This is a genomic window from Rhizobium sp. Leaf453 (assembly GCF_001425605.1).
Classification (GTDB): domain Bacteria; phylum Pseudomonadota; class Alphaproteobacteria; order Rhizobiales; family Rhizobiaceae; genus Pararhizobium.
This window is the reverse complement of record NZ_LMRG01000023.1, coordinates 468,719-486,421: the sequence shown is the minus strand read 5'-3', so window position 1 is coordinate 486,421 and position 17,703 is coordinate 468,719. Positions and strand designations below refer to the sequence as shown.

The window sequence follows — 17,703 nt, the reverse complement described above, 5'->3', positions numbered from 1 at the left end:
GAATATGCCCGACGAACGAGCGCTTGCTCGAAATATGCCATGCCCGCGCGGAATAATGCTGCCGATCACGTATCATTGCGATACGAAGCCAGGCATTTGCTGAAAAACTACTGTTGCTCTTCGTTTATCTATGGCATGTTAATCAGTGAGGTGCCTCATAAAAACCAATTTCGGAGCTACTACTAAAGTCTCAGAATCAAAAAACGAAAGACGGGAGTGGAAAACATGATCGAGGAAAATCTGTACCGCATCGTCGAAGTCAGTTTGAAGCGCGGCACCGATCGCCGTGATGTCGGCATCATGACAGTGCGTCAGGCGCTGGAATTGCCGGATGTTCCCAGCCTGGAATATACGCATCCCGAACGCAATTCCCGTGCAGGCGTTCGCTTCCTGACGCGCGATCAGCTTCAGGCGTACGCCTGCAGCTAACGTTTCCGCCCGCCAAGGTTAAGCTGCCCGGCATTGATTGCCGAGCGACCGTCATGTGACGGCCATTGTCCCGCCTATGACCTTTATTTCATCCGATCCGGCCAGGCTCTGCCTGGCCGGATTTGTGTTTCTGAAATCCGAGCGTCGTCGGCCAACACGGGCGCCGCGGAAAACTGCGGGCACAGATTCGCCACGAAAACATTTCGCAACCAATCTCCGGCCCATGGGAACATGCTATCTTCGGACCGCAATCGTCGTCTGACGTCTGCGCAACGTTCTGCACAGGAGAAAGATAATCCATGCCGCTATACGCACTTGGACCCGATCGCCCCGAGACCCCAGCCGGAGGTAGTTACTGGATTGCCCCGGATGCTCACGTAATTGGCAAGGTCGTACTCGGCAAGGATACCGGCGTCTGGTTTGGCGCTGTCTTGCGCGGCGATAACGAGCCGATCAGCATCGGTGATCGCACCAATATTCAGGAAGGTGTCGTCGTGCATGTCGATCCGGGTTTTCCGGTGAGCATCGGCGAAGGCTGCACGATCGGCCACCGCGCCATCGTTCATGGATGCACGATCGGCGACAATTCACTGATCGGCATGGGCGCAACCATTCTGAACGGGGCCGTCATCGGCAACAATTGCCTGGTCGGCGCCAATGCGCTGGTGACAGAGGGCAAGGTTTTCCCGGACAACTCCCTCATCGTCGGCTCGCCGGCAAAGGCCATTCGTCAATTGGACGAGGCCGCCATCTCGGGTCTCAAGAAGTCGGCGGACAGCTATGTGAAGAAATGGCAGCTGTTTGCCACCACGCTTTCCGTCATTGAATGATCGGATCAGAGTTTTAAGCGCTTCAGACGCAATGCGTTGGCAACGACCGAAACGGAGGAGAGGCTCATCGCTGCGGCAGCAAGCATCGGAGATAGGAGAGAACCGGTAACGGGATAGAGAAGCCCAGCCGCGACAGGCACACCGATGGCGTTGTATCCGAAGGCGAACAGCAGGTTCTGACGAATGTTGGAAAGCGTTGCCTTCGACAACACACGAGCCCGAACGATCCCCGACAAGTCGCCTTTCAGGAGGGTCATGCCGGCACTTTCCAGCGCAACGTCGGCGCCCGTGCCCATGGCGATACCGACATCCGCGGCTGCCAGTGCCGGTGCGTCATTGACACCGTCTCCTGCCATGGCGACGATCCGCCCTTCCGCTCTCAAACGCTCGACCAGCGCCTTCTTGCTTTCCGGCAGTTGATCCGCGGTCACCTCCCCGATCCCCAGTGCTTGCGCCACCGCAGCGGCCGTCACCGCATTGTCGCCGGTCGCCATGATCACCCGGATGCCATCCGCCCGTAGCCCCCGGATCGCCTCGACGGCATTGAGCTTGACCTGATCGGTAAGCGCCAGCAGTCCGGCGGGCTGACCGTTGACGGCGACATAAAGTGCTGTCCGGCCGTTCCGGCGCAGCCCCTCCGCGTGGTCGGCGAAAACGGTCGTATCAATGCCGGCATTCATCATCATCACGACATTGCCTGCCAAAACCCGATCTCCATGCACCCGACCAGCGACGCCCTTGCCATTGGTGGCTTCGAAATCGGTGACAGGCATCAGCACCACCCCGCGCGCCTCTGCACCGGCAACGATAGCTTCAGCGAGCGGATGTTCCGACGCCCTTTCGAGCGACGCGGCAAGCATCAGCAGCCTGTTCTCGGGGAAGTCCGGATGCACAAGCACTTCGGTCAGGCGCGGTTTGCCCTCTGTGAGCGTGCCCGTCTTGTCGACAATCAGCGTGTCGACCGCGGCGAGCCGCTCCAGCGCAGCAGCCTCGCGAACAAGCACGCCGGACTGCGCCCCCCTGCCCGTCGCGGTCATGATCGAGATCGGCGTCGCCAGGCCGAGCGCGCATGGGCAGGCAATAATGAGGACTGAAACAGCCGCAACAAGACCGTAGATGAACGAGGGGTCCGGCCCAAGGATGAGCCAGGCAAAAAAGGACATCACGGCAATGATGACGACCGCCGGAACGAACCAGCCGGAGACCCGGTCGGCCAACTTCTGGATCGGCGCACGCGACCGCTGGGCCGCCGCTACCATGTTGACGATCTGTGACAACACGCTATCGCTTCCGACCCTGTCGGCACGAACGACCAGCGTACCGTTGCGATTGATGGTACCGCCGGTCACCCTGGAGCCAGTGGCCTTTTCGACCGGCACCGGCTCTCCGCTGATCAGGCTTTCGTCGACGCTGGACCGGCCTTCAAGAACAATACCGTCCACGGGGACGGCTTCGCCGGGACGTACGCGGACGAAATCCCCGGATAGGATGTTTTCCAGCGGCGCATCCTGCTCCGTACGGTCAGGCTGGATGCGGCGGGCCGTCTTCGGCGCCAGGTTCATCAGCGCCCGGATCGCGTCGCCGGTGCGTGCCCGCGCCCTGAGTTCGAGGATTTGACCGAGAAAGACGAGCGCGACAATGACCGTCGCGGCCTCGAAGTAGACGGCGACATCTCCGTGATGGCCTCCAAGCTCCGTCGGAAACAGATGCGGAAACCCTGTCGCAACAACGCTGTAAAGATAAGCGGCACCGACGCCGAGCATGATCAGCGTCCACATGTTGTAGTGGCCCGTCCGTACCGAAACCCAGCCGCGATGGAAAAAGGGTTTTGCCGCCCAAAGCACGACGGGTGTGGCAAGCAAAAGTTCCAACCAGGACGATACGCGGCCACCAATCCACTCGCGGATCGGCAAGCCAAGCATGGGTCCCATCGAGAGAATGACCAGCGGAACAGCGCAGGCCAGGCTCACCCAGAAGCGGCGGGTGAAGTCGAGCAGTTCATGGTTCGGACCATCCACCGGCGCCCCCATGGGCTCCAGCGCCATGCCGCAGATCGGACATGCTCCGGGCGAATCGCGGACGATTTCCGGGTCCATCGGGCAGGTGTACTGCGTCGCCTTCCTGACAACCTTCGGCTTGTTGCGGGCATGACCGGAGAGAAAGAACCACGGATCGGCACCAAAGCGGTCGTGGCAGCGCTGGCTGCAGAAGTGGTAAGTAGTACCGTTATAATCAAGGCTGGGCTTGCCAGCGTTCAGCTTGACGGTCATGCCGCAGACGGGATCAATCGCGGTCACGACCTCTTCGCGTCTTTCATCTGCGGCATCATGCCCGTGCGCGTGGGCTGAGAACAGAAAATCGGCGACCGAATCGTGATTGTTCACGGATGAACCTCAATGGCTGGAATAAAACAGCGACCGCGTCCGTCGCGCGCTACGCGCTGGTGCAGTTCTGGCAGTGGCCACGAATCTCGATCGTCGTCTTCTCGGTCTTGAAATGCTGGTTGCCGGCGAGAACGGAGAGGCGCTCCTCCATGGCTGTATCGTGCATTTCGGTCACCTGGCCGCAATCCTCGCAGATCGCAAAGGCCGTGACGCCATGATCATGGTGGTGATGATCGGGATGGGTGCAGGCGACGAAGGAATTCATACTTTCCAGCCGGTGGATCAGCCCGAATTCCAGCAGTTTGTCGAGCGCCCGGTAGACCTGCAGCGGCGCCCGAAAACCGTGGTCGCGGAGCTTGTCGAGGATCGTGTACGCGCTGAGCGGCCCATCCGCATGGTTGAGCGCATCGAGGACCAGCGACTGGTTCTTCGTCAATTGCGGCGCCATCAGTGATGTCCTCCATGCGATGAATGAACGGCTGTCTCCGTGCTACGGCCGAATGGCAGCAGACTGAGCACGAAAAGCCCCATGGCCGCAACCACGATCGACGGCCCGGATGGCGTATCGAAATGCAGCGATCCGAACAGGCCGCCGGTCACGGCCAGCACGCCGATCACGGAGGCCAGCACTGCCATGATTTCCGGCGATGTTGCGAAACGCCGCGCTGTGGCGGCCGGAATGATCAACAGCGACGTAATGAGCAGGATGCCGACGATCTTCATGGCGATCGCGATCACCAGCGCCATCAAAAGCATGAAATAGAGGCGCGCCCGCTCAGGCCGTAGCCCCTCGGCCTCGGCAAGCTCGGGATTGACGGTCGAGGCCAAGAGCGGCCGCCAGAGATAGACGATCGCCGCCAAGACCAGGATACCGCCGCCCCAGACCAGGTCGATATCCGCCTCGGACACCGCAAGAATATCGCCGAACAGGAAGCCGACCAGGTCAATCCGCACCCAGGTCATGAAGGCGACCAGGACGAGGCCGATCGAAAGCGCAGAATGGGAGAGAATGCCGAGCAACGCATCCGTAGACAGCGCACCGCGCTTCTGCAGCAGCAACAGCAGCAGAGAAACCGCGGCAGCGACGATGAAGACGGCGAGCATCAGATTGAGATCCAGCAGCAGCGAAAGCGCGACGCCGAGCAAAGCGGAATGGGCCATCGTATCACCGAAGTAGGCCATGCGGCGCCAGATGACGAAGCAGCCGAGCGGGCCGACGGTGACGGCAAGACCGATGCCGGCAATCAGTGCGCGGGTGAAGAAATCATCAAACACGGTCTTGCTCCTCGCTCACGCCGGACAGCTTGTCATCATAACCCTGCAATCGGCTTTTGAAGCCACAACCGCAATTCGGGCCATGAACGTGGTCATGATCGTGGTCGCCGTGATGATGACCGTCGCCCGGATGGCAATGCTCGGTAATGGAGCCATCGGTATGCAGCACCCGGCCATCCGGCAGATGGGTGTGATCGTGGTCATGGCTGTAGACGGCCAGCGTCTGGGCGGCACGGCTGCCGAACAGGCGCAGATATTCCGGGCTGCGGCTGACCATTTGCGGCGTGCCACGGCAGCAGACATGACCGTTGAGGCAGATCACAGTATCGGTCTCGGCCATGACGACATGCAGATCATGGGAAATCAGCAGAATGCCGCAGCCGGTCTGGTTGCGGATCGACTTGATGAGGTCATAAAGCGCGATCTCACCGGAAAAATCGACGCCCTGGACCGGCTCGTCGAGCACCAGCAGATCGGGCTTGCGGGCAACGGCGCGGGCAAGCAATGCCCGCTGGAATTCGCCGCCCGAGAGATGCTGCACCTCGGCGCGGGCGAGATGGGAAATGCCGGTCGAATGCAGCGCTTCCTCGATCTCGCGGCCCTTCAGCGGTCCGGTCAGGGTCATCAGGCGCTCGACGGTCAGCGGCAATGTCCAGTCGATCGCAAGCTTCTGCGGCACATAGCCGACCTTCAGACCGGGCTTTTTCTCGACCCAGCCTTCGTCCGGCTTCATGACGCCGATCGCGGTTTTCGCAGTCGTGGACTTGCCTGAACCGTTCGGGCCGATCAGCGTGACGATCTCGCCGCGATTGATAGAAAACTCGACGCCGCGCACCAGCCAGCGGCCATTGCGGCGCACGCCGGCATTGCTGAGCGTGACGAGTGGCGTCTGGGCCGTCTTCTGAAAATTCAGCATCGAAAAAATCCGGATGAGGAGTTGCCAGCCGCTATGCCACACGTTATAGCATAACGCAATTGATGTAATAACATTACATTGATTTACAAGACAGGAGTCCCCCCGCATGAACCTGAAAAAATTTCTCCTCCTCGCATCCTCCCTGCTGTTTGCCCCATTCCAGCTTTTGATCGCCGGCGCCGCCCATGCAGAAGCACCGAATGTGGTCGTGTCGATCAAGCCGATCCACTCCCTCGTCGCATCGATCATGCAGGGTGTCGGCAAGCCGTCGCTGATCGTCGAGGGGGCCGCCTCCCCGCACACCTACAGCATGAAGCCCTCGAATGCCTCGGCACTGGAACAGGCCAACATCGTTTTCTGGGTCGGTCACGGGCTGGAAGCTTTCCTTGAAAAGCCGCTCGAAACGCTGGGAAGCGACGCCAAGATCGTCGAACTCGACGATGCGCCGGGCCTTGAAAAGCTCAAGTTTCGCGAAGGTGGAGCGTTCGAGGCGCATGATGACGGCGATGAGCATGCACATGGCGCCGAAGATGCCCATTCCGGTGAAGAAGCTCATCATCACGATGAGGGTGAATACGACATGCACCTCTGGCTCGATCCCGCCAATGCCAGAGCGATGGCCGCCGAAATAGAGAAAACGCTGGCAGAGGCTGATTCCGGCAATGCCGCTACCTACAAGGCCAATCTCGAGGCGCTGAATGGCCGCCTGGACAAGCTCGACAAGACGATCGAGGAGACGGTTACCCCTATCAAGGACAAGCCGTTCATCGTATTCCACGACGCCTACCAGTATTTCGAGCACCGTTATCATGTGAAGGTCGCGGGTTCGATCACCGTCAGCCCCGAAACCATGCCCGGCGCGCAGCGTCTGTCGGAGATTCACGCCAAGATCGAGGAACTTGGAGCAACCTGCGTCTTCGCCGAACCGCAGTTCGAACCGAAGCTCGTCAATGTCGTTCTGGAAGGCACGCAGGCCAAGTCTGGAACCCTCGACCCCGAAGCAGGAACGCTGGATGCCGGGCCGGAGCTCTATTTCCAGATGATGGAATCGATCGGCGCATCCCTTAAATCCTGCCTGTCCTCGGGGAGCTAAGGCCAAGTCAACGGAGCGCGCGAGGCGGGCAGTTTGCCCGCCTTTTTTGGGGCGCTGAATGTAATAATATAACATTATGGATCAATCGATGTCCGACAAACTTCCCGTCACCGTGCTCTCCGGCTTTCTCGGAGCCGGCAAGACCACGGTGCTCAATCACGTTCTTCACAACCGTGACGGCTTGCGCGTCGCCGTCATCGTCAACGACATGAGCGAGGTCAACATCGACGCGGCACTGGTGCGTGACGGTGGCGCCAATCTCTCTCGCACAGAAGAACAACTCGTCGAGATGACCAATGGCTGTATTTGCTGCACATTGCGCGACGATCTCCTGAACGAGGTGCGCAATCTTGCACGGCAGGACCGGTTCGATTATCTGCTGATCGAATCGACAGGGATCGCCGAGCCTTTGCCGGTCGCCACCACCTTCGAGTTCCGCGACGAAACCGGCGCCAGCCTGTCGGATGTCGCCCGCCTCGATACGATGGTGACAGTCGTCGATGCCGCCAACCTACTTGCCGATTATGCCTCTGCGGACTTCCTAGCCGATCGTGGCGAAACGGCCGGGGATGGCGACAAGCGGACGCTGGTTGACCTGTTGGTCGAGCAGATCGAATTTGCCGATGTCGTGATCCTCAACAAGATCGCCAGCGCCTCCCCCGAGCAACTGGACGCTGCGCGAAAGATCATCGCGGGCCTGAATGCCGATGCGAGATTGATCGAGACGGATTTCGGCAAGGTCGGCCTACGGGATATTCTCGGCACCGGTCTTTTCGACATGGCAAAGGCAGAGCAGCATCCGCTGTGGTACAAGGAATTGCACGGTTTCAAGGACCATGTCCCAGAGACAGAAGAGTATGGCATCCGCTCTTTCGTCTACCGGGCAAAGAAGCCGTTCGATCCCGAGCGGTTCCACGCATTCGTCCATCGCCCATGGCCGGGCGTCGTGCGCGCCAAGGGATTCTTCTGGCTGGCAACCCGTCCGCACCATGCCGGCGAGATCAGTCAGGCCGGGCCGATGGTGAGAACGTCGAAGATGGGACTGTGGTGGTCGGCGGTGCCGAAGGCGCAATGGCCAGATGATCCTGGGTTCCTGGCAATGATGAAACCCTATCTCGACCCCGTCTGGGGTGATCGCCGTCAGGAGATCGTCTTCATCGGCGAGGATCCCATGGACCAGAAGGTTCTGGAGGCGGAACTGGATAAGTGCCTGGTCGGGGACGAGGCTTTCATGCCGCATCTTTGGCGAAACCTGCCGGACCCATTCGCCAGTTGGTCCGCCGCGGCACGACAGTAGAGAAAGTCCATCGACCCGCCGCATGGCGGGTCGACTGGCCCTGCCCGCTTAACGGATAGAGACGATCACGCCGGTCGAGTTGCTGATCAGCAGGAAATTGCTGTCGACACGAACCCAGCGCTGTCCGCGCGGCGGTGCACTCAGACGGTAACGGCGGTAGTCGTTGACGGCGGCGATATGGCGGCGCTCGGCGGGCGACAGGCGATGGCCGCGCGCCCAGCGCTTCTTCACCACCACATGCTTTTCGACGATTTTCTTGTTGCCGTGCTTGTAGACCTTCTTTTCGACGTGGCGCTCCTTCATCTGAGCGACTTCGAACGGCTTGGCCGGCTGCGCGAACGCCATCGGCGCAGCCAGGAAGGAACTGGCGACCAGAGCAATCAACAGACGTTTCATCGGGGTGTCCTTTCGTTTTTGACACCCCGAACCTAGCGCCGTAAAGATGAACGGAAACTGAAATCAAGAATTACAATATTGTAATGATATCAGTTAATTATAAGATATACCTGATAAACGACTTCGTCATTCAACCGGGAATATCAGGGCCTCGTAGCTGAAGCGGTCGAAGTCCGCCACCTGAGACCGGCCGGACGTATCGAAGGCAAACATGCCCGTGAATGCGCCGGTAAACGAGCCGTGCTCGCCGCGTCCGCCCTCGTCGGAGACGACGCCGGCATCCAGCACCGGGCCGAGCTTGCGCCAGACGCGCAAACCGTCGGGATGCCAGAAGAACTGCAGGTCGTTGCCGTGGATTTCCATCGCCAGATGCACGCGACCGAAGGGCACGGCAACGCCGCTTTCCACCGGAAACGTCATCCGGCTGTGCGGAAAATCGCCGTTGCATGAGAAGATCGTGACCACCCGGCCAAGCGTTTCGTGCAGCGTCACCGCCACGGCATGGAACTTATGGCGGTTGTAATAATGGGTCAGCCCCGCCGCCTGCTGATAGGTATCCGGCTCGAACTCGACGACAGTTTCCGCCCGGAAAGCATGATGTTCCTGCCGCCGCGCCACCAATGCCTGCTCGAACCAGCTGCCGATGCTTTCGCGGCCGAACAGGCGCAGGAAGCCTGGCCGGTCCGAGAGGGAGAAGATACGCTGCGGCACCGGCGTCCGCAGCCATTGGAATTCCACCGGCAAATCCGCTCCGTCGAACTCGGTCTCAACCTTGGAGAGCTTTTCGATCGCCTCGGCATCGCGCGGCGCTGGAACATCGACGGCAGGCACCACGCCGCCCTGTTTGAGATAGAGCCAGCCGTCGTCACGCCAGACGCATTTCTGCAGTGCCGTCTCGCGGCCGAGCGTGCAGCGCCTCTGCGGGGCAAGCGGCCGGCCGGTGAGATGCGTGTGATAGGCTTGACCGTCCGGCGTCTCGACATACTGCCCATGCCCTGCCCTCTGCAGCACCGCCTCCGGATTATCCTTGGAGGTGATCAGATGCGTTTGCGGATGCATCTCGTACGGCCCTTCGATGGCACGGGAGCGCGCCATGGTGACGACGTGATCGTAGCCCGTGCCGCCTTCGGCCGTCGTCAGGTAATGCCAGCCGTTGCGCTTGAAGAGATGCGGGCCTTCGACCAGCCCTTGCGAACTGCCGGCAAAGATATTGCGGATCGGGCCGACGAGCGACTTCGTTGCCGGATCCCATTCCTGCATCAGGATACCGTCGAAGGCCGGAGACTTCGGCGCACCGCCGAAGCTTTCGGTGCGATGGTTCCACTGCATGTTGAGGAACCATTTGCGGCCATCGTCGTCATGAAAGAGCGACGGATCGAAGCCGGAGGAATTGATATAAATCGGCTCCGACCATTCGCCCTCGATGGTCGGCGACGTCACGATGTAGTTATGGGCGTCCTTGAAGTTGCCGTCGAAACGCTTCACGTCGGTATAGACTAGCCAGAACAGCCCGTCGGCATGGGACAGGCACGGCGCCCATACGCCGCAGCTGTCCGGATTGCCGCGCATGTCGAGCTGGCTCGCCCGCTCCAGCGGTCGACGAACCAGCGTCCAGTTCACCAGATCGCGCGAATGATGGATCTGCACGCCGGGATACCATTCGAAGGTGGAGGTGGCGATGTAATAATCGTCGCCGACACGGCAGATGGACGGGTCCGGATTGAAGCCCGGCAGGATGGGATTGCGGATCATCGCGGTCATGACGAACGTACCTCATGGATTCTTGAGCGGCTATCCAGCATCAAAGCCGCAGCCATTTCAAGCCCCGCAGAGACGATTCCGTCTCCTCCCGTGACAACGAAACACATTCACGCAACAACAGCGTGAACCGTGCCTGCGTCGCGTTTTCTGCCTAAGCTTTGAGCATCGGCGACCAGCCCATATGCGACTTTGGTATGACGTTGCCAGACTATACTGGAAAATCGCCTCGCAGACTTGAATCGGGCCTTGAAATCGGCACTGTGGCTATGCTTGGCAATAAAAATCATGATCACAGCTTGGCGGGGAGGAATACATATGACCGCACTGCTCGGTATCAGCAGGCTCATCGACCGTGTCACGGAAGTTATCGGCAAATCAGTCTCCTGGCTGATCCTGGTGGCCGTGCTGGTCAGCGCCGGCAACGCCGTTATCCGCAAGATCTTCAACATGTCGTCGAATGCGTGGCTCGAAGCGCAATGGTACCTATTCGGTGCCGCCTTCATGTTCGCTGCCGCCTACACGCTCAGCCAGAACGAGCACATCCGCATCGACGTCGTCTACGGCAAGTTTTCGCGCAGGACACAGCATTGGATCGACCTGTTCGGCCATGTCTTCTTCCTGATGCCGTTCGTCCTGCTGATGCTTTATTACCTGTTCCCCTATGTCCAGATGTCGATCAGGTCCGGCGAGATGTCATCAAGTGCCGGTGGCCTGATCATCTGGCCGGCCAAGGCAATTCTGCTGTTCGGCTTCATTCTGCTGGCCGCGCAGGGGATCTCGGAGATCATCAAGAAGATCGCCATCATGACGGGCAATATGGAGGACCCTACCCCCTATGTGCCGACGCATGCACCTCTTGACGACATGACCCCGGAGGCACGGCCATGATGGAATTCATCGCTGTCAATCTCGCGCCGATCATGTTCGCGTCGCTGATTGTGTTCCTGCTGCTGGGTTACCCGGTCGCGTTTTCGCTCGCCGCCAACGGCCTGCTCTTCTTCATTATCGGCGTCGAACTCGCCCCTTTGTCAGGCGGATCGATCAATCTCTCCTGGCCGTTGCTGAACGCGCTGCCGGACCGATTCTGGGGGGTGATGTCGAACGACACGCTGCTCGCCATTCCCTTCTTTACATTCATGGGAATCGTGCTTGAGAAATCAGGCATGGCCGAGGATCTGCTCGACACTATCGGCCAGTTGTTCGGACCTATTCGCGGGGGTCTCGCCTATGCGGTAATCTTCGTTGGAGCGCTGCTCGCTGCCACCACCGGCGTCGTTGCTGCCTCCGTCATCGCCATGGGCCTGATCTCACTGCCGATCATGCTGCGATATGGCTATGACCGCCGCGTCGCATCCGGCGTCATCGCCGCGTCCGGCACGCTGGCGCAGATCATTCCGCCCTCCCTCGTCCTGATCGTTCTGGCCGACCAGCTCGGTCGTTCGGTTGGCGACATGTATGCGGGCGCGCTGATTCCGGGTCTGGTCCTGACCGGGCTCTACATGCTCTATATCCTACTCATGACCTTCATCCGTCGCGACTCGATGCCGGCCTTGCCATTGGAAGCGCGGACCTTGGGCTCGGGTATCACGTCACTCCTGATCGCGCTGATCGTCGCCGGCGCCATTGCCTATGCCGCCCATGTCTATCTCTACCCGACACAGGGTGAGAATGCAGATATTCTCGGAGGGACCGTCGGCGTCGCCTTTATCTACATTGTGGCCATCCTCGATCGGACACTGAAGATCAACGCGATGTCGCGGCTTGCGCAACAGGTCATCATCGTTCTGATCCCGCCCCTAGCGCTGATCTTCCTGGTGCTCGGCACGATCTTCCTCGGCATCGCGACGCCGACCGAAGGCGGAGCAATGGGTGCCGTCGGTGCGCTGGCCATGGCAGCCGCGAAGGGTCGCCTCAACCTGGAGGTTATCCGCTCGGCGTTGACGGCCACGACACGGCTTTCCGCCTTCGTGCTGTTCATCCTGATCGGTGCCCGCGTGTTCTCCCTGACCTTCTACGGCGTCAACGGCCATGTCTGGGTGGAGCATCTGCTGGTGGCAATGCCGGGTGGCGAAACGGGCTTCCTGATCACCGTCAACCTGCTCGTCTTCTTCCTGGCCTTCTTCCTCGATTTCTTCGAACTGGCCTTCATCATCGTGCCTCTGCTGGCACCGGCGGCCAATGCGCTTGGGATCGACCTAATCTGGTTCGGCGTGCTTCTGGGCATCAACATGCAGACGAGCTTCATGCATCCGCCGTTCGGCTTTGCACTGTTCTATCTGCGCTCCGTCGCCGCCAAGGTGCCCTATCTCGACAGGATAACCGGGAAGACGATCCAGCCGGTCACCACGGGGCAGATTTACTGGGGTGCTGTGCCATTCGTCTGTATTCAGGTCATCATGGTCGGTCTCACCATCGCCTTTCCGCAGATGGTCATGCACTACAAGGGCGATGCTGCCGTCGTCGATCCGTCCACGATCAAGATCGAGGTCCCCGGCTTCGGTGTCGGTGGTGGCGGCCTGACCCTGCCGGACAACGGCGGTGGCCTCGGCTTGCCTGGCGGCCTGCAATTGCCGGGTGGCAGCCCTCTGGATGGCAATGGCGCGAAACCGGCCGACCAGAACGGTGCCGGCCAGCAGAAGCCCGCAACGGACCTCAGCGCGCCGCCCTCGTTCAATTGACGAGACCGGCAGGTTTTTAAAGCGCACACACAAGCCGTCCGCAGCAACATGTTGCGGACGGCTTTTCTTATATCCAGTCGAAAGGGCAGCCGATGCGCTTTGTGAACCCGATCCCCTTCGTTCGCGATATCGCCCAATCGAAGGCGTTTTACGAGAAGACACTCGGCCTGACCATCCAGCAAGACTTCGGCAGTTTCGTTCTCTTCGAGGGTGGATTTGCGACCCACGAGGGTGAGGCACTGGAACAGATGATCTGGGGCAAGGCGTCAAAAGACGAACAGCCTTACGGGCGGCACAACCTGCTGCTTTATTTCGAACACGATGACGTCGATGCCGCATTCGCAGCGATTGCCCCGCATGTCGATCTTATCCACCGGTCGAACGGCAGGCATGGGGACAGCGTGTCTTCCGCTTTTACGACCCGGACGGGCATGCCGTTGAAATTGGCGAACCGCAGAATCTCTAATCAACGAGGCGCATGAAAAACCCGGGACATCGCTGCCCCGGGCCGAAGTTTGACATCATGCATGCAGGAGCGTTTACAGCTTACCGCCGCGCTGCTGGATCATCATGAACGTATCGTAGTTGTATTCGGCGATCTGGGCGTTGAGGTAATACTCGCCGCGGAACGCCTTGATCGATTCCCAGATCTTCTTAAAGGTCGGGTTCGAGGCTTCCATTTCGGCATAGACCTCGTTGGCCTTGTCGAAGCAGGCCGACAGGATTTCCGGGCTGAACGGGCTGAGCTTGGCGCCAGCACCGACAAGGCGTTTGATCGCCGCCGGGTTCAGGAAATCGTACTTCTGCAGCATGTTCGCGTCAGTCGCCTGGCAGGCGGTGCGCAGCAGCGACTGATAGTTCTTCGGCAAGCCGTCGAAGGCAGCCTTGTTGAACATGGCGTGAACCGTCGGGCCACCTTCCCACCATCCGGGATAGTAGTAATAGGGCGCCACCTTGTAGAAGCCGAGCTTCTCATCGTCGTAGGGACCGACCCATTCGGCAGCGTCGATCGTGCCTTTTTCCAGAGCCGGATAGATGTCGCCGCCGGCAATCTGCTGCGGCACGACGCCGAGTTTCTCGACAACCTTGCCGGCGAAACCACCGATACGCATCTTCAGGCCCGACATATCGGCGACGGTCTTGATTTCCTTGCGGAACCAGCCGCCCATCTGCACGCCGGTGTTGCCGCCCGGGAAGCCAACGAGGCCCTGGGTCGCCAGGAATTCGTTGAAAAGGTCGATACCGCCACCATGATAGTGCCAGGCGTTCATGCCGCGTGCGTTGAGCGCGAACGGAACAGCCGCGCCGAGAGCCCAGACCGGATCCTTGCCCCAGTAGTAGTAGGAGACGGTGTGACAAGCCTCGACGGTGCCGGCTGCTGCGGCATCCGCAGCCTGAAGACCAGGGACGATTTCACCGGCCGCGAAGACCTGAATCTGGAAATTGCCGTCCGTCGCTTCCGAAACGTACTTCGACAGGACTTCACCACCACCATAGATCGTATCGAGCGACTTGGGGAATGACGATGCCAGGCGCCAGTTGACCTTGGGGCTGCTCTGGGCAATGGCCGGGGCTGCGAGCGTCGTGGCGGCAGCGGCACCAACGCCACCGAGAGCCGCGCGCTTGATGAATAGACGGCGATCCATGTTTTTCCTCCTCCAGAATGATGTGGCAATGCAGCGATCCTCCTCGCAGCATCTCCTCCCATGCGGCACCTTACACGCTCACTCCCCCTTGTCCAGCCATGCGGCGGAACGAAATCTTCGACTTTTGTCTAAGGCATCCCTTCGCGCGGCCGGTTGCTCAAACCTTAGGCAAATCAATAAGCTGGCTGAAAATCTTTCGGCCGGCGGTCATTGTCCCGCCCGCCGAAAGCGCCTGCTTACACAAGCGTGGCAAATGCGTCAGCCGTGAAGTTCCGGAAGACGGCGCCCTCGCCCTGCCGGACCTTCGCGACCCATGCCGGATCGCTGAGCAGGGCACGACCAACGGCGATCAGGTCGAACTCGCCGCGCTCCATGCGCTCGACGAGAGTATCCAGTTTGGTTGGCGTCGAGCTTTCACCGGCAAAGGCGCCCATGACCTCGCCGGACAGGCCAGCCGAGCCCACGCTGATCGTCGCTGCACCCGTCAGTTTCTTGGCCCAGCCTGCGAAATTCAGTCCGTCTTGGCCATCCACAGAAGGAAATTCCGGCTCCCAGAAACGGCGCTGCGAGCAATGCAGGATATCGACGCCCGCCTCCACCAAAGGCACCAGCCAATCGGTCATCGCTGCGGGGGCATCGGCGAGCTTGACGGCATAATCCTGCTGCTTCCACTGGCTGACGCGCAAGATGATCGGAAAGTCGGGACCGACGGAAGCGCGGACGCTTTTGACCACTTCACCTGCGAAACGGGAACGCTCCTTCAGGGTCGCGCCGCCGAAGAGATCGGTGCGCAGGTTGGTGCCGGACCAAAAGAACTGGTCGATGAGATAACCATGCGCCCCGTGAATCTCGACCGTGTCGAAGCCGAGGCGCTTCGCATCGGCGGCGGCACGGCCGAAGGCAGCGATCGAATCGGCAATGGCTTCCTCGCTGATGGTCTCGCCACGCGGCTGACCGGGTGCCAGAAGACCCGAGGGACTTTCGATCGGCGCGCCCGGTACCCACTCCGTCATCCCGTTGGCGACCGAGCCGACATGCCAGATTTGCGGCCCCATCCGGCCACCGGCCGCATGCACGTCGTCGATGACCTGTTTCCAGCCATTCAGTGCCTTCTCCCCATAGAAATGCGGAATACCCGGATGATTGCTGGACGCTGGGCGATCGATGACCGTGCCTTCGGACAGGATCAGGCCGACCTCGTTTTCAGCGCGGCGCCGGTAATAGGCGGCAATATCAGCACCAGGAATGCCCTTCGGCGCGAAGGTTCGGGTCATCGGCGCCATGACGATCCGATTCCGGAGGGCCAGCGTCTTCAGGCGGAAGGGTTCGAAGAGAATATCGGTATTGGAATGGCTCATCATCATGCTCCTGTTTATTCGGAGCACTCTAAGTATACACTATATACCTAGCGTCAATTAGGCACTATATGTCGACCAGGTAGCAAAAAGGAAACCGGAGCCATGGCAGACCTGTCGGAAAATCGCAGAAAAGTTCTGTCGGTCGCCGATTGTCCAAGCCGACTGCTGCTCGACCAGATTGCCGACAAATGGTCCGTGCTGGTTATCGCGGCGCTGCATGACGAGCCGTTGCGCTTCAACGAAATCCGGCGGCGGCTGGAGGGCGTGACGCAAAAGGCGCTGACGCAGTGCCTCAGAAAGCTGGAAAGAAACGGCATCGTCGGCCGCAAGGTCATTCCGGTCTCGCCGATTTCCGTGGAATACAGCATCACGCCGCTGGGGCGAACGCTGCAGGAGCCGTTCAAGGTGCTTTATCGATGGACGGTGGATTACCTGCCGGCCGTGGAACAGGCCCGCCAGGATTTCGATGAGCGCAACGGCGCGTGATGAGAAATCCATGGGCCGCCGACGATGACGGCCCATGGCAGAAACAGGGTCAGTCGCGCTCTGCCGACGAAGCCCACAGGTTGATGTCGGCTTCCTTGGCGTAGATATCGATCTCGGCCAGTTCTTCCGCCGTGAACGTGTCGTTCTTCAGCGCTGCGACGCAATCGACGATCTGCGACGAGCGGCTGGCGCCGATCAGTGCCGAAGTGATGCGGCCATTGCGCAGGACCCAGGCGATCGCCATCTGCGCCAGCGTCTGGCCGCGCTTCTCGGCGATTTCGTTGAGCTTGCGGATATTGTCGATGATCGACGGGCGGATGAAATCCTTCTTGAGGAAATGATTCTGCGCCGCACGGCTGTCGGTCGGGATGCCGCCGAGATATTTTGTCGTCAGCATGCCCTGCGCCAGCGGCGAGAACACGATCGAGCCGATGCCGAGTTCTTCCAGCGTATCGACAAGGCCGTCATCCTCGACCCAGCGGTTGAGCATCGAATAGCTTGGCTGATGGATGATGCAGGGCGTGCCAAGGTCCTTCAGGATCGCAGCGGCTTCGCGGGTGCGCTGCGAATTGTAGGAAGAGATGCCGACATACAGCGCCCTGCCCGAGCGGACGATATGATCGAGCGCGCCGCATGTTTCTTCCAGCGGTGTGTCAGGATCGAAGCGGTGCGAATAGAAGATGTCGACATAGTCGAGGCCCATGCGGGCAAGGCTCTGGTCGCAGGACGCGATCAGATACTTGCGGCTGCCCCACTCGCCATACGGACCCGGCCACATGTCGTAGCCGGCCTTGGACGAGATGAGGAGTTCATCGCGCAAACCGGCGAAATCGGTGCGCATGATCTCGCCGAAGGCGGTTTCGGCCGAGCCCGGAGGCGGGCCATAATTGTTGGCGAGGTCGAAATGGGTGATGCCGAGATCGAAGGCCGTGCGGCACATATCGAGCTTGCGCTCATGCGGCGTATCGTGTCCGAAATTGTGCCAGAGGCCGAGGGAAATCGCTGGCAGCTTCAGGCCGGTCTTGCCACAGCGGTTGTATTTCATTGTCTCATAGCGGTTTTCCGCCGGTTGCCAGCTCATGCAAGATACCTCTTTGTCCATGGATTGGATCAGGAAAGCGGTATCGCAAAAAAAGCAACGAGAAACAAGGGGA

General features: G+C 60.0%; 16 protein-coding genes and 1 pseudogene. 8 read left to right on the top strand and 9 right to left on the bottom strand.

Annotated features, from left to right (window positions below; genetic code table 11):
- Window positions 1-225: 225 nt before the first annotated feature.
- Entirely contained in the window at window positions 226-429 is a 204-nt protein-coding gene (locus ASG68_RS20395; RefSeq protein WP_062580440.1) for a hypothetical protein, read from the top strand.
- A 299-nt stretch (window positions 430-728) separates the two neighbouring features.
- Entirely contained in the window at window positions 729-1,259 is a 531-nt protein-coding gene (locus tag ASG68_RS20390) for a gamma carbonic anhydrase family protein (RefSeq protein ID WP_062580437.1), read from the top strand.
- A 5-nt stretch (window positions 1,260-1,264) separates the two neighbouring features.
- Here the strand turns inward: ASG68_RS20390 and ASG68_RS20385 are convergent, their stop codons facing one another.
- Genes ASG68_RS20385 through ASG68_RS20370 form a run of 4 tightly spaced genes read right to left on the bottom strand, consistent with a single transcriptional unit; the run spans window position 1,265 to window position 5,834 of the window.
- Window positions 1,265-3,643 carry a heavy metal translocating P-type ATPase gene (locus tag ASG68_RS20385; RefSeq protein ID WP_082478181.1) on the bottom strand — a complete coding sequence of 793 codons (2,379 nt, stop codon included), beginning with the start codon at window positions 3,641-3,643 and terminating at the stop codon, window positions 1,265-1,267.
- A gap of 49 nt (window positions 3,644-3,692) precedes the next feature.
- Window positions 3,693-4,094, bottom strand: coding sequence for a Fur family transcriptional regulator (locus tag ASG68_RS20380; protein WP_062580434.1), 402 nt, complete (start codon window positions 4,092-4,094; stop codon window positions 3,693-3,695).
- Window positions 4,091-4,918, bottom strand: coding sequence for a zinc ABC transporter permease subunit ZnuB (gene znuB, locus ASG68_RS20375; protein ID WP_062580432.1), 828 nt, complete (start codon window positions 4,916-4,918; stop codon window positions 4,091-4,093). The genes ASG68_RS20380 and znuB overlap by 4 nt, the downstream gene beginning before the upstream one ends.
- Complete coding sequence (locus ASG68_RS20370; protein ID WP_062580430.1) at window positions 4,911-5,834, bottom strand: metal ABC transporter ATP-binding protein; 924 nt, start codon at window positions 5,832-5,834, stop codon at window positions 4,911-4,913. The genes znuB and ASG68_RS20370 overlap by 8 nt, the downstream gene beginning before the upstream one ends.
- A 106-nt stretch (window positions 5,835-5,940) precedes the next feature.
- Between ASG68_RS20370 and znuA the strand changes: the two genes are divergently transcribed.
- Both znuA and zigA read left to right on the top strand, forming a co-directional pair.
- On the top strand, window positions 5,941-6,927 hold the full coding sequence (gene znuA, locus ASG68_RS20365; protein ID WP_062580427.1) for a zinc ABC transporter substrate-binding protein ZnuA: 987 nt from the start codon (window positions 5,941-5,943) through the stop codon (window positions 6,925-6,927).
- Window positions 6,928-7,015: 88 nt separating this feature from the next.
- Window positions 7,016-8,224, top strand: coding sequence for a zinc metallochaperone GTPase ZigA (zigA, locus tag ASG68_RS20360; protein WP_062580911.1), 1,209 nt, complete (start codon window positions 7,016-7,018; stop codon window positions 8,222-8,224).
- A 48-nt stretch (window positions 8,225-8,272) separates the two neighbouring features.
- Here the strand turns inward: zigA and ASG68_RS20355 are convergent, their stop codons facing one another.
- Both ASG68_RS20355 and ASG68_RS20350 read right to left on the bottom strand, forming a co-directional pair.
- A complete protein-coding gene (locus ASG68_RS20355; protein ID WP_062580425.1) occupies window positions 8,273-8,620 on the bottom strand; it encodes an RcnB family protein in 348 nt (115 codons plus the stop codon).
- 126 nt (window positions 8,621-8,746) lie between these two features.
- Window positions 8,747-10,372, bottom strand: coding sequence for a glycoside hydrolase family 43 protein (locus ASG68_RS20350; RefSeq protein WP_062580909.1), 1,626 nt, complete (start codon window positions 10,370-10,372; stop codon window positions 8,747-8,749).
- Between the two features lie 324 nt (window positions 10,373-10,696).
- Here ASG68_RS20350 and ASG68_RS20345 point away from each other — a divergent pair, with 324 nt between their 5' ends.
- The 3 genes and pseudogenes from ASG68_RS20345 to ASG68_RS20335 all read left to right on the top strand — a co-directional run bounded on the left by ASG68_RS20345 (window position 10,697) and on the right by ASG68_RS20335 (window position 13,525).
- Entirely contained in the window at window positions 10,697-11,269 is a 573-nt protein-coding gene (locus ASG68_RS20345) for a TRAP transporter small permease subunit (RefSeq protein WP_062580423.1), read from the top strand.
- On the top strand, window positions 11,266-13,059 hold the full coding sequence (locus ASG68_RS20340; RefSeq protein WP_062580421.1) for a TRAP transporter large permease: 1,794 nt from the start codon (window positions 11,266-11,268) through the stop codon (window positions 13,057-13,059). Before ASG68_RS20345 ends, ASG68_RS20340 begins: the two co-directional genes overlap by 4 nt.
- 92 nt (window positions 13,060-13,151) lie before the next feature.
- Window positions 13,152-13,525 (top strand): annotated as a pseudogene (locus ASG68_RS20335) (VOC family protein).
- Between the two features lie 73 nt (window positions 13,526-13,598).
- On the opposite strand, the gene ASG68_RS20330 reads toward ASG68_RS20335, so the two are convergent.
- Together ASG68_RS20330 and ASG68_RS20325 are read right to left on the bottom strand one after the other, a co-directional pair.
- Window positions 13,599-14,705: a TRAP transporter substrate-binding protein gene (locus ASG68_RS20330; RefSeq protein ID WP_062580419.1), complete on the bottom strand. Its 1,107-nt coding sequence runs from the start codon at window positions 14,703-14,705 to the stop codon at window positions 13,599-13,601.
- A gap of 236 nt (window positions 14,706-14,941) precedes the next feature.
- Complete coding sequence (locus ASG68_RS20325) at window positions 14,942-16,063, bottom strand: NADH:flavin oxidoreductase (RefSeq protein WP_062580906.1); 1,122 nt, start codon at window positions 16,061-16,063, stop codon at window positions 14,942-14,944.
- Between the two features lie 102 nt (window positions 16,064-16,165).
- Between ASG68_RS20325 and ASG68_RS20320 the strand changes: the two genes are divergently transcribed.
- Entirely contained in the window at window positions 16,166-16,549 is a 384-nt protein-coding gene (locus ASG68_RS20320) for a winged helix-turn-helix transcriptional regulator (RefSeq protein ID WP_062580416.1), read from the top strand.
- A gap of 49 nt (window positions 16,550-16,598) precedes the next feature.
- Here the strand turns inward: ASG68_RS20320 and mgrA are convergent, their stop codons facing one another.
- Window positions 16,599-17,630: an L-glyceraldehyde 3-phosphate reductase gene (gene mgrA / locus ASG68_RS20315; RefSeq protein WP_062580413.1), complete on the bottom strand. Its 1,032-nt coding sequence runs from the start codon at window positions 17,628-17,630 to the stop codon at window positions 16,599-16,601.
- Window positions 17,631-17,703: the final 73 nt, after the last annotated feature.

Bases quoted from the DNA above. Each gene is read 5' to 3' on its own strand.
- ASG68_RS20395 (WP_062580440.1), top strand. From the start codon at position 226: ATGATCGAGGAAAATCTGTACCGCATCGTCGAAGTCAGTTTGAAGCGC.
- ASG68_RS20390 (WP_062580437.1), top strand. From the start codon at position 729: ATGCCGCTATACGCACTTGGACCCGATCGCCCCGAGACCCCAGCCGGA.
- ASG68_RS20370 (WP_062580430.1), bottom strand. From the start codon at position 5,834: ATGCTGAATTTTCAGAAGACGGCCCAGACGCCACTCGTCACGCTCAGC.
- znuA (WP_062580427.1), top strand. From the start codon at position 5,941: ATGAACCTGAAAAAATTTCTCCTCCTCGCATCCTCCCTGCTGTTTGCC.
- zigA (WP_062580911.1), top strand. From the start codon at position 7,016: ATGTCCGACAAACTTCCCGTCACCGTGCTCTCCGGCTTTCTCGGAGCC.
- ASG68_RS20355 (WP_062580425.1), bottom strand. From the start codon at position 8,620: ATGAAACGTCTGTTGATTGCTCTGGTCGCCAGTTCCTTCCTGGCTGCG.
- ASG68_RS20350 (WP_062580909.1), bottom strand. From the start codon at position 10,372: ATGATCCGCAATCCCATCCTGCCGGGCTTCAATCCGGACCCGTCCATC.
- ASG68_RS20345 (WP_062580423.1), top strand. From the start codon at position 10,697: ATGACCGCACTGCTCGGTATCAGCAGGCTCATCGACCGTGTCACGGAA.
- ASG68_RS20340 (WP_062580421.1), top strand. From the start codon at position 11,266: ATGATGGAATTCATCGCTGTCAATCTCGCGCCGATCATGTTCGCGTCG.
- ASG68_RS20330 (WP_062580419.1), bottom strand. From the start codon at position 14,705: ATGGATCGCCGTCTATTCATCAAGCGCGCGGCTCTCGGTGGCGTTGGT.
- ASG68_RS20325 (WP_062580906.1), bottom strand. From the start codon at position 16,063: ATGAGCCATTCCAATACCGATATTCTCTTCGAACCCTTCCGCCTGAAG.
- ASG68_RS20320 (WP_062580416.1), top strand. From the start codon at position 16,166: ATGGCAGACCTGTCGGAAAATCGCAGAAAAGTTCTGTCGGTCGCCGAT.
- mgrA (WP_062580413.1), bottom strand. From the start codon at position 17,630: ATGAGCTGGCAACCGGCGGAAAACCGCTATGAGACAATGAAATACAAC.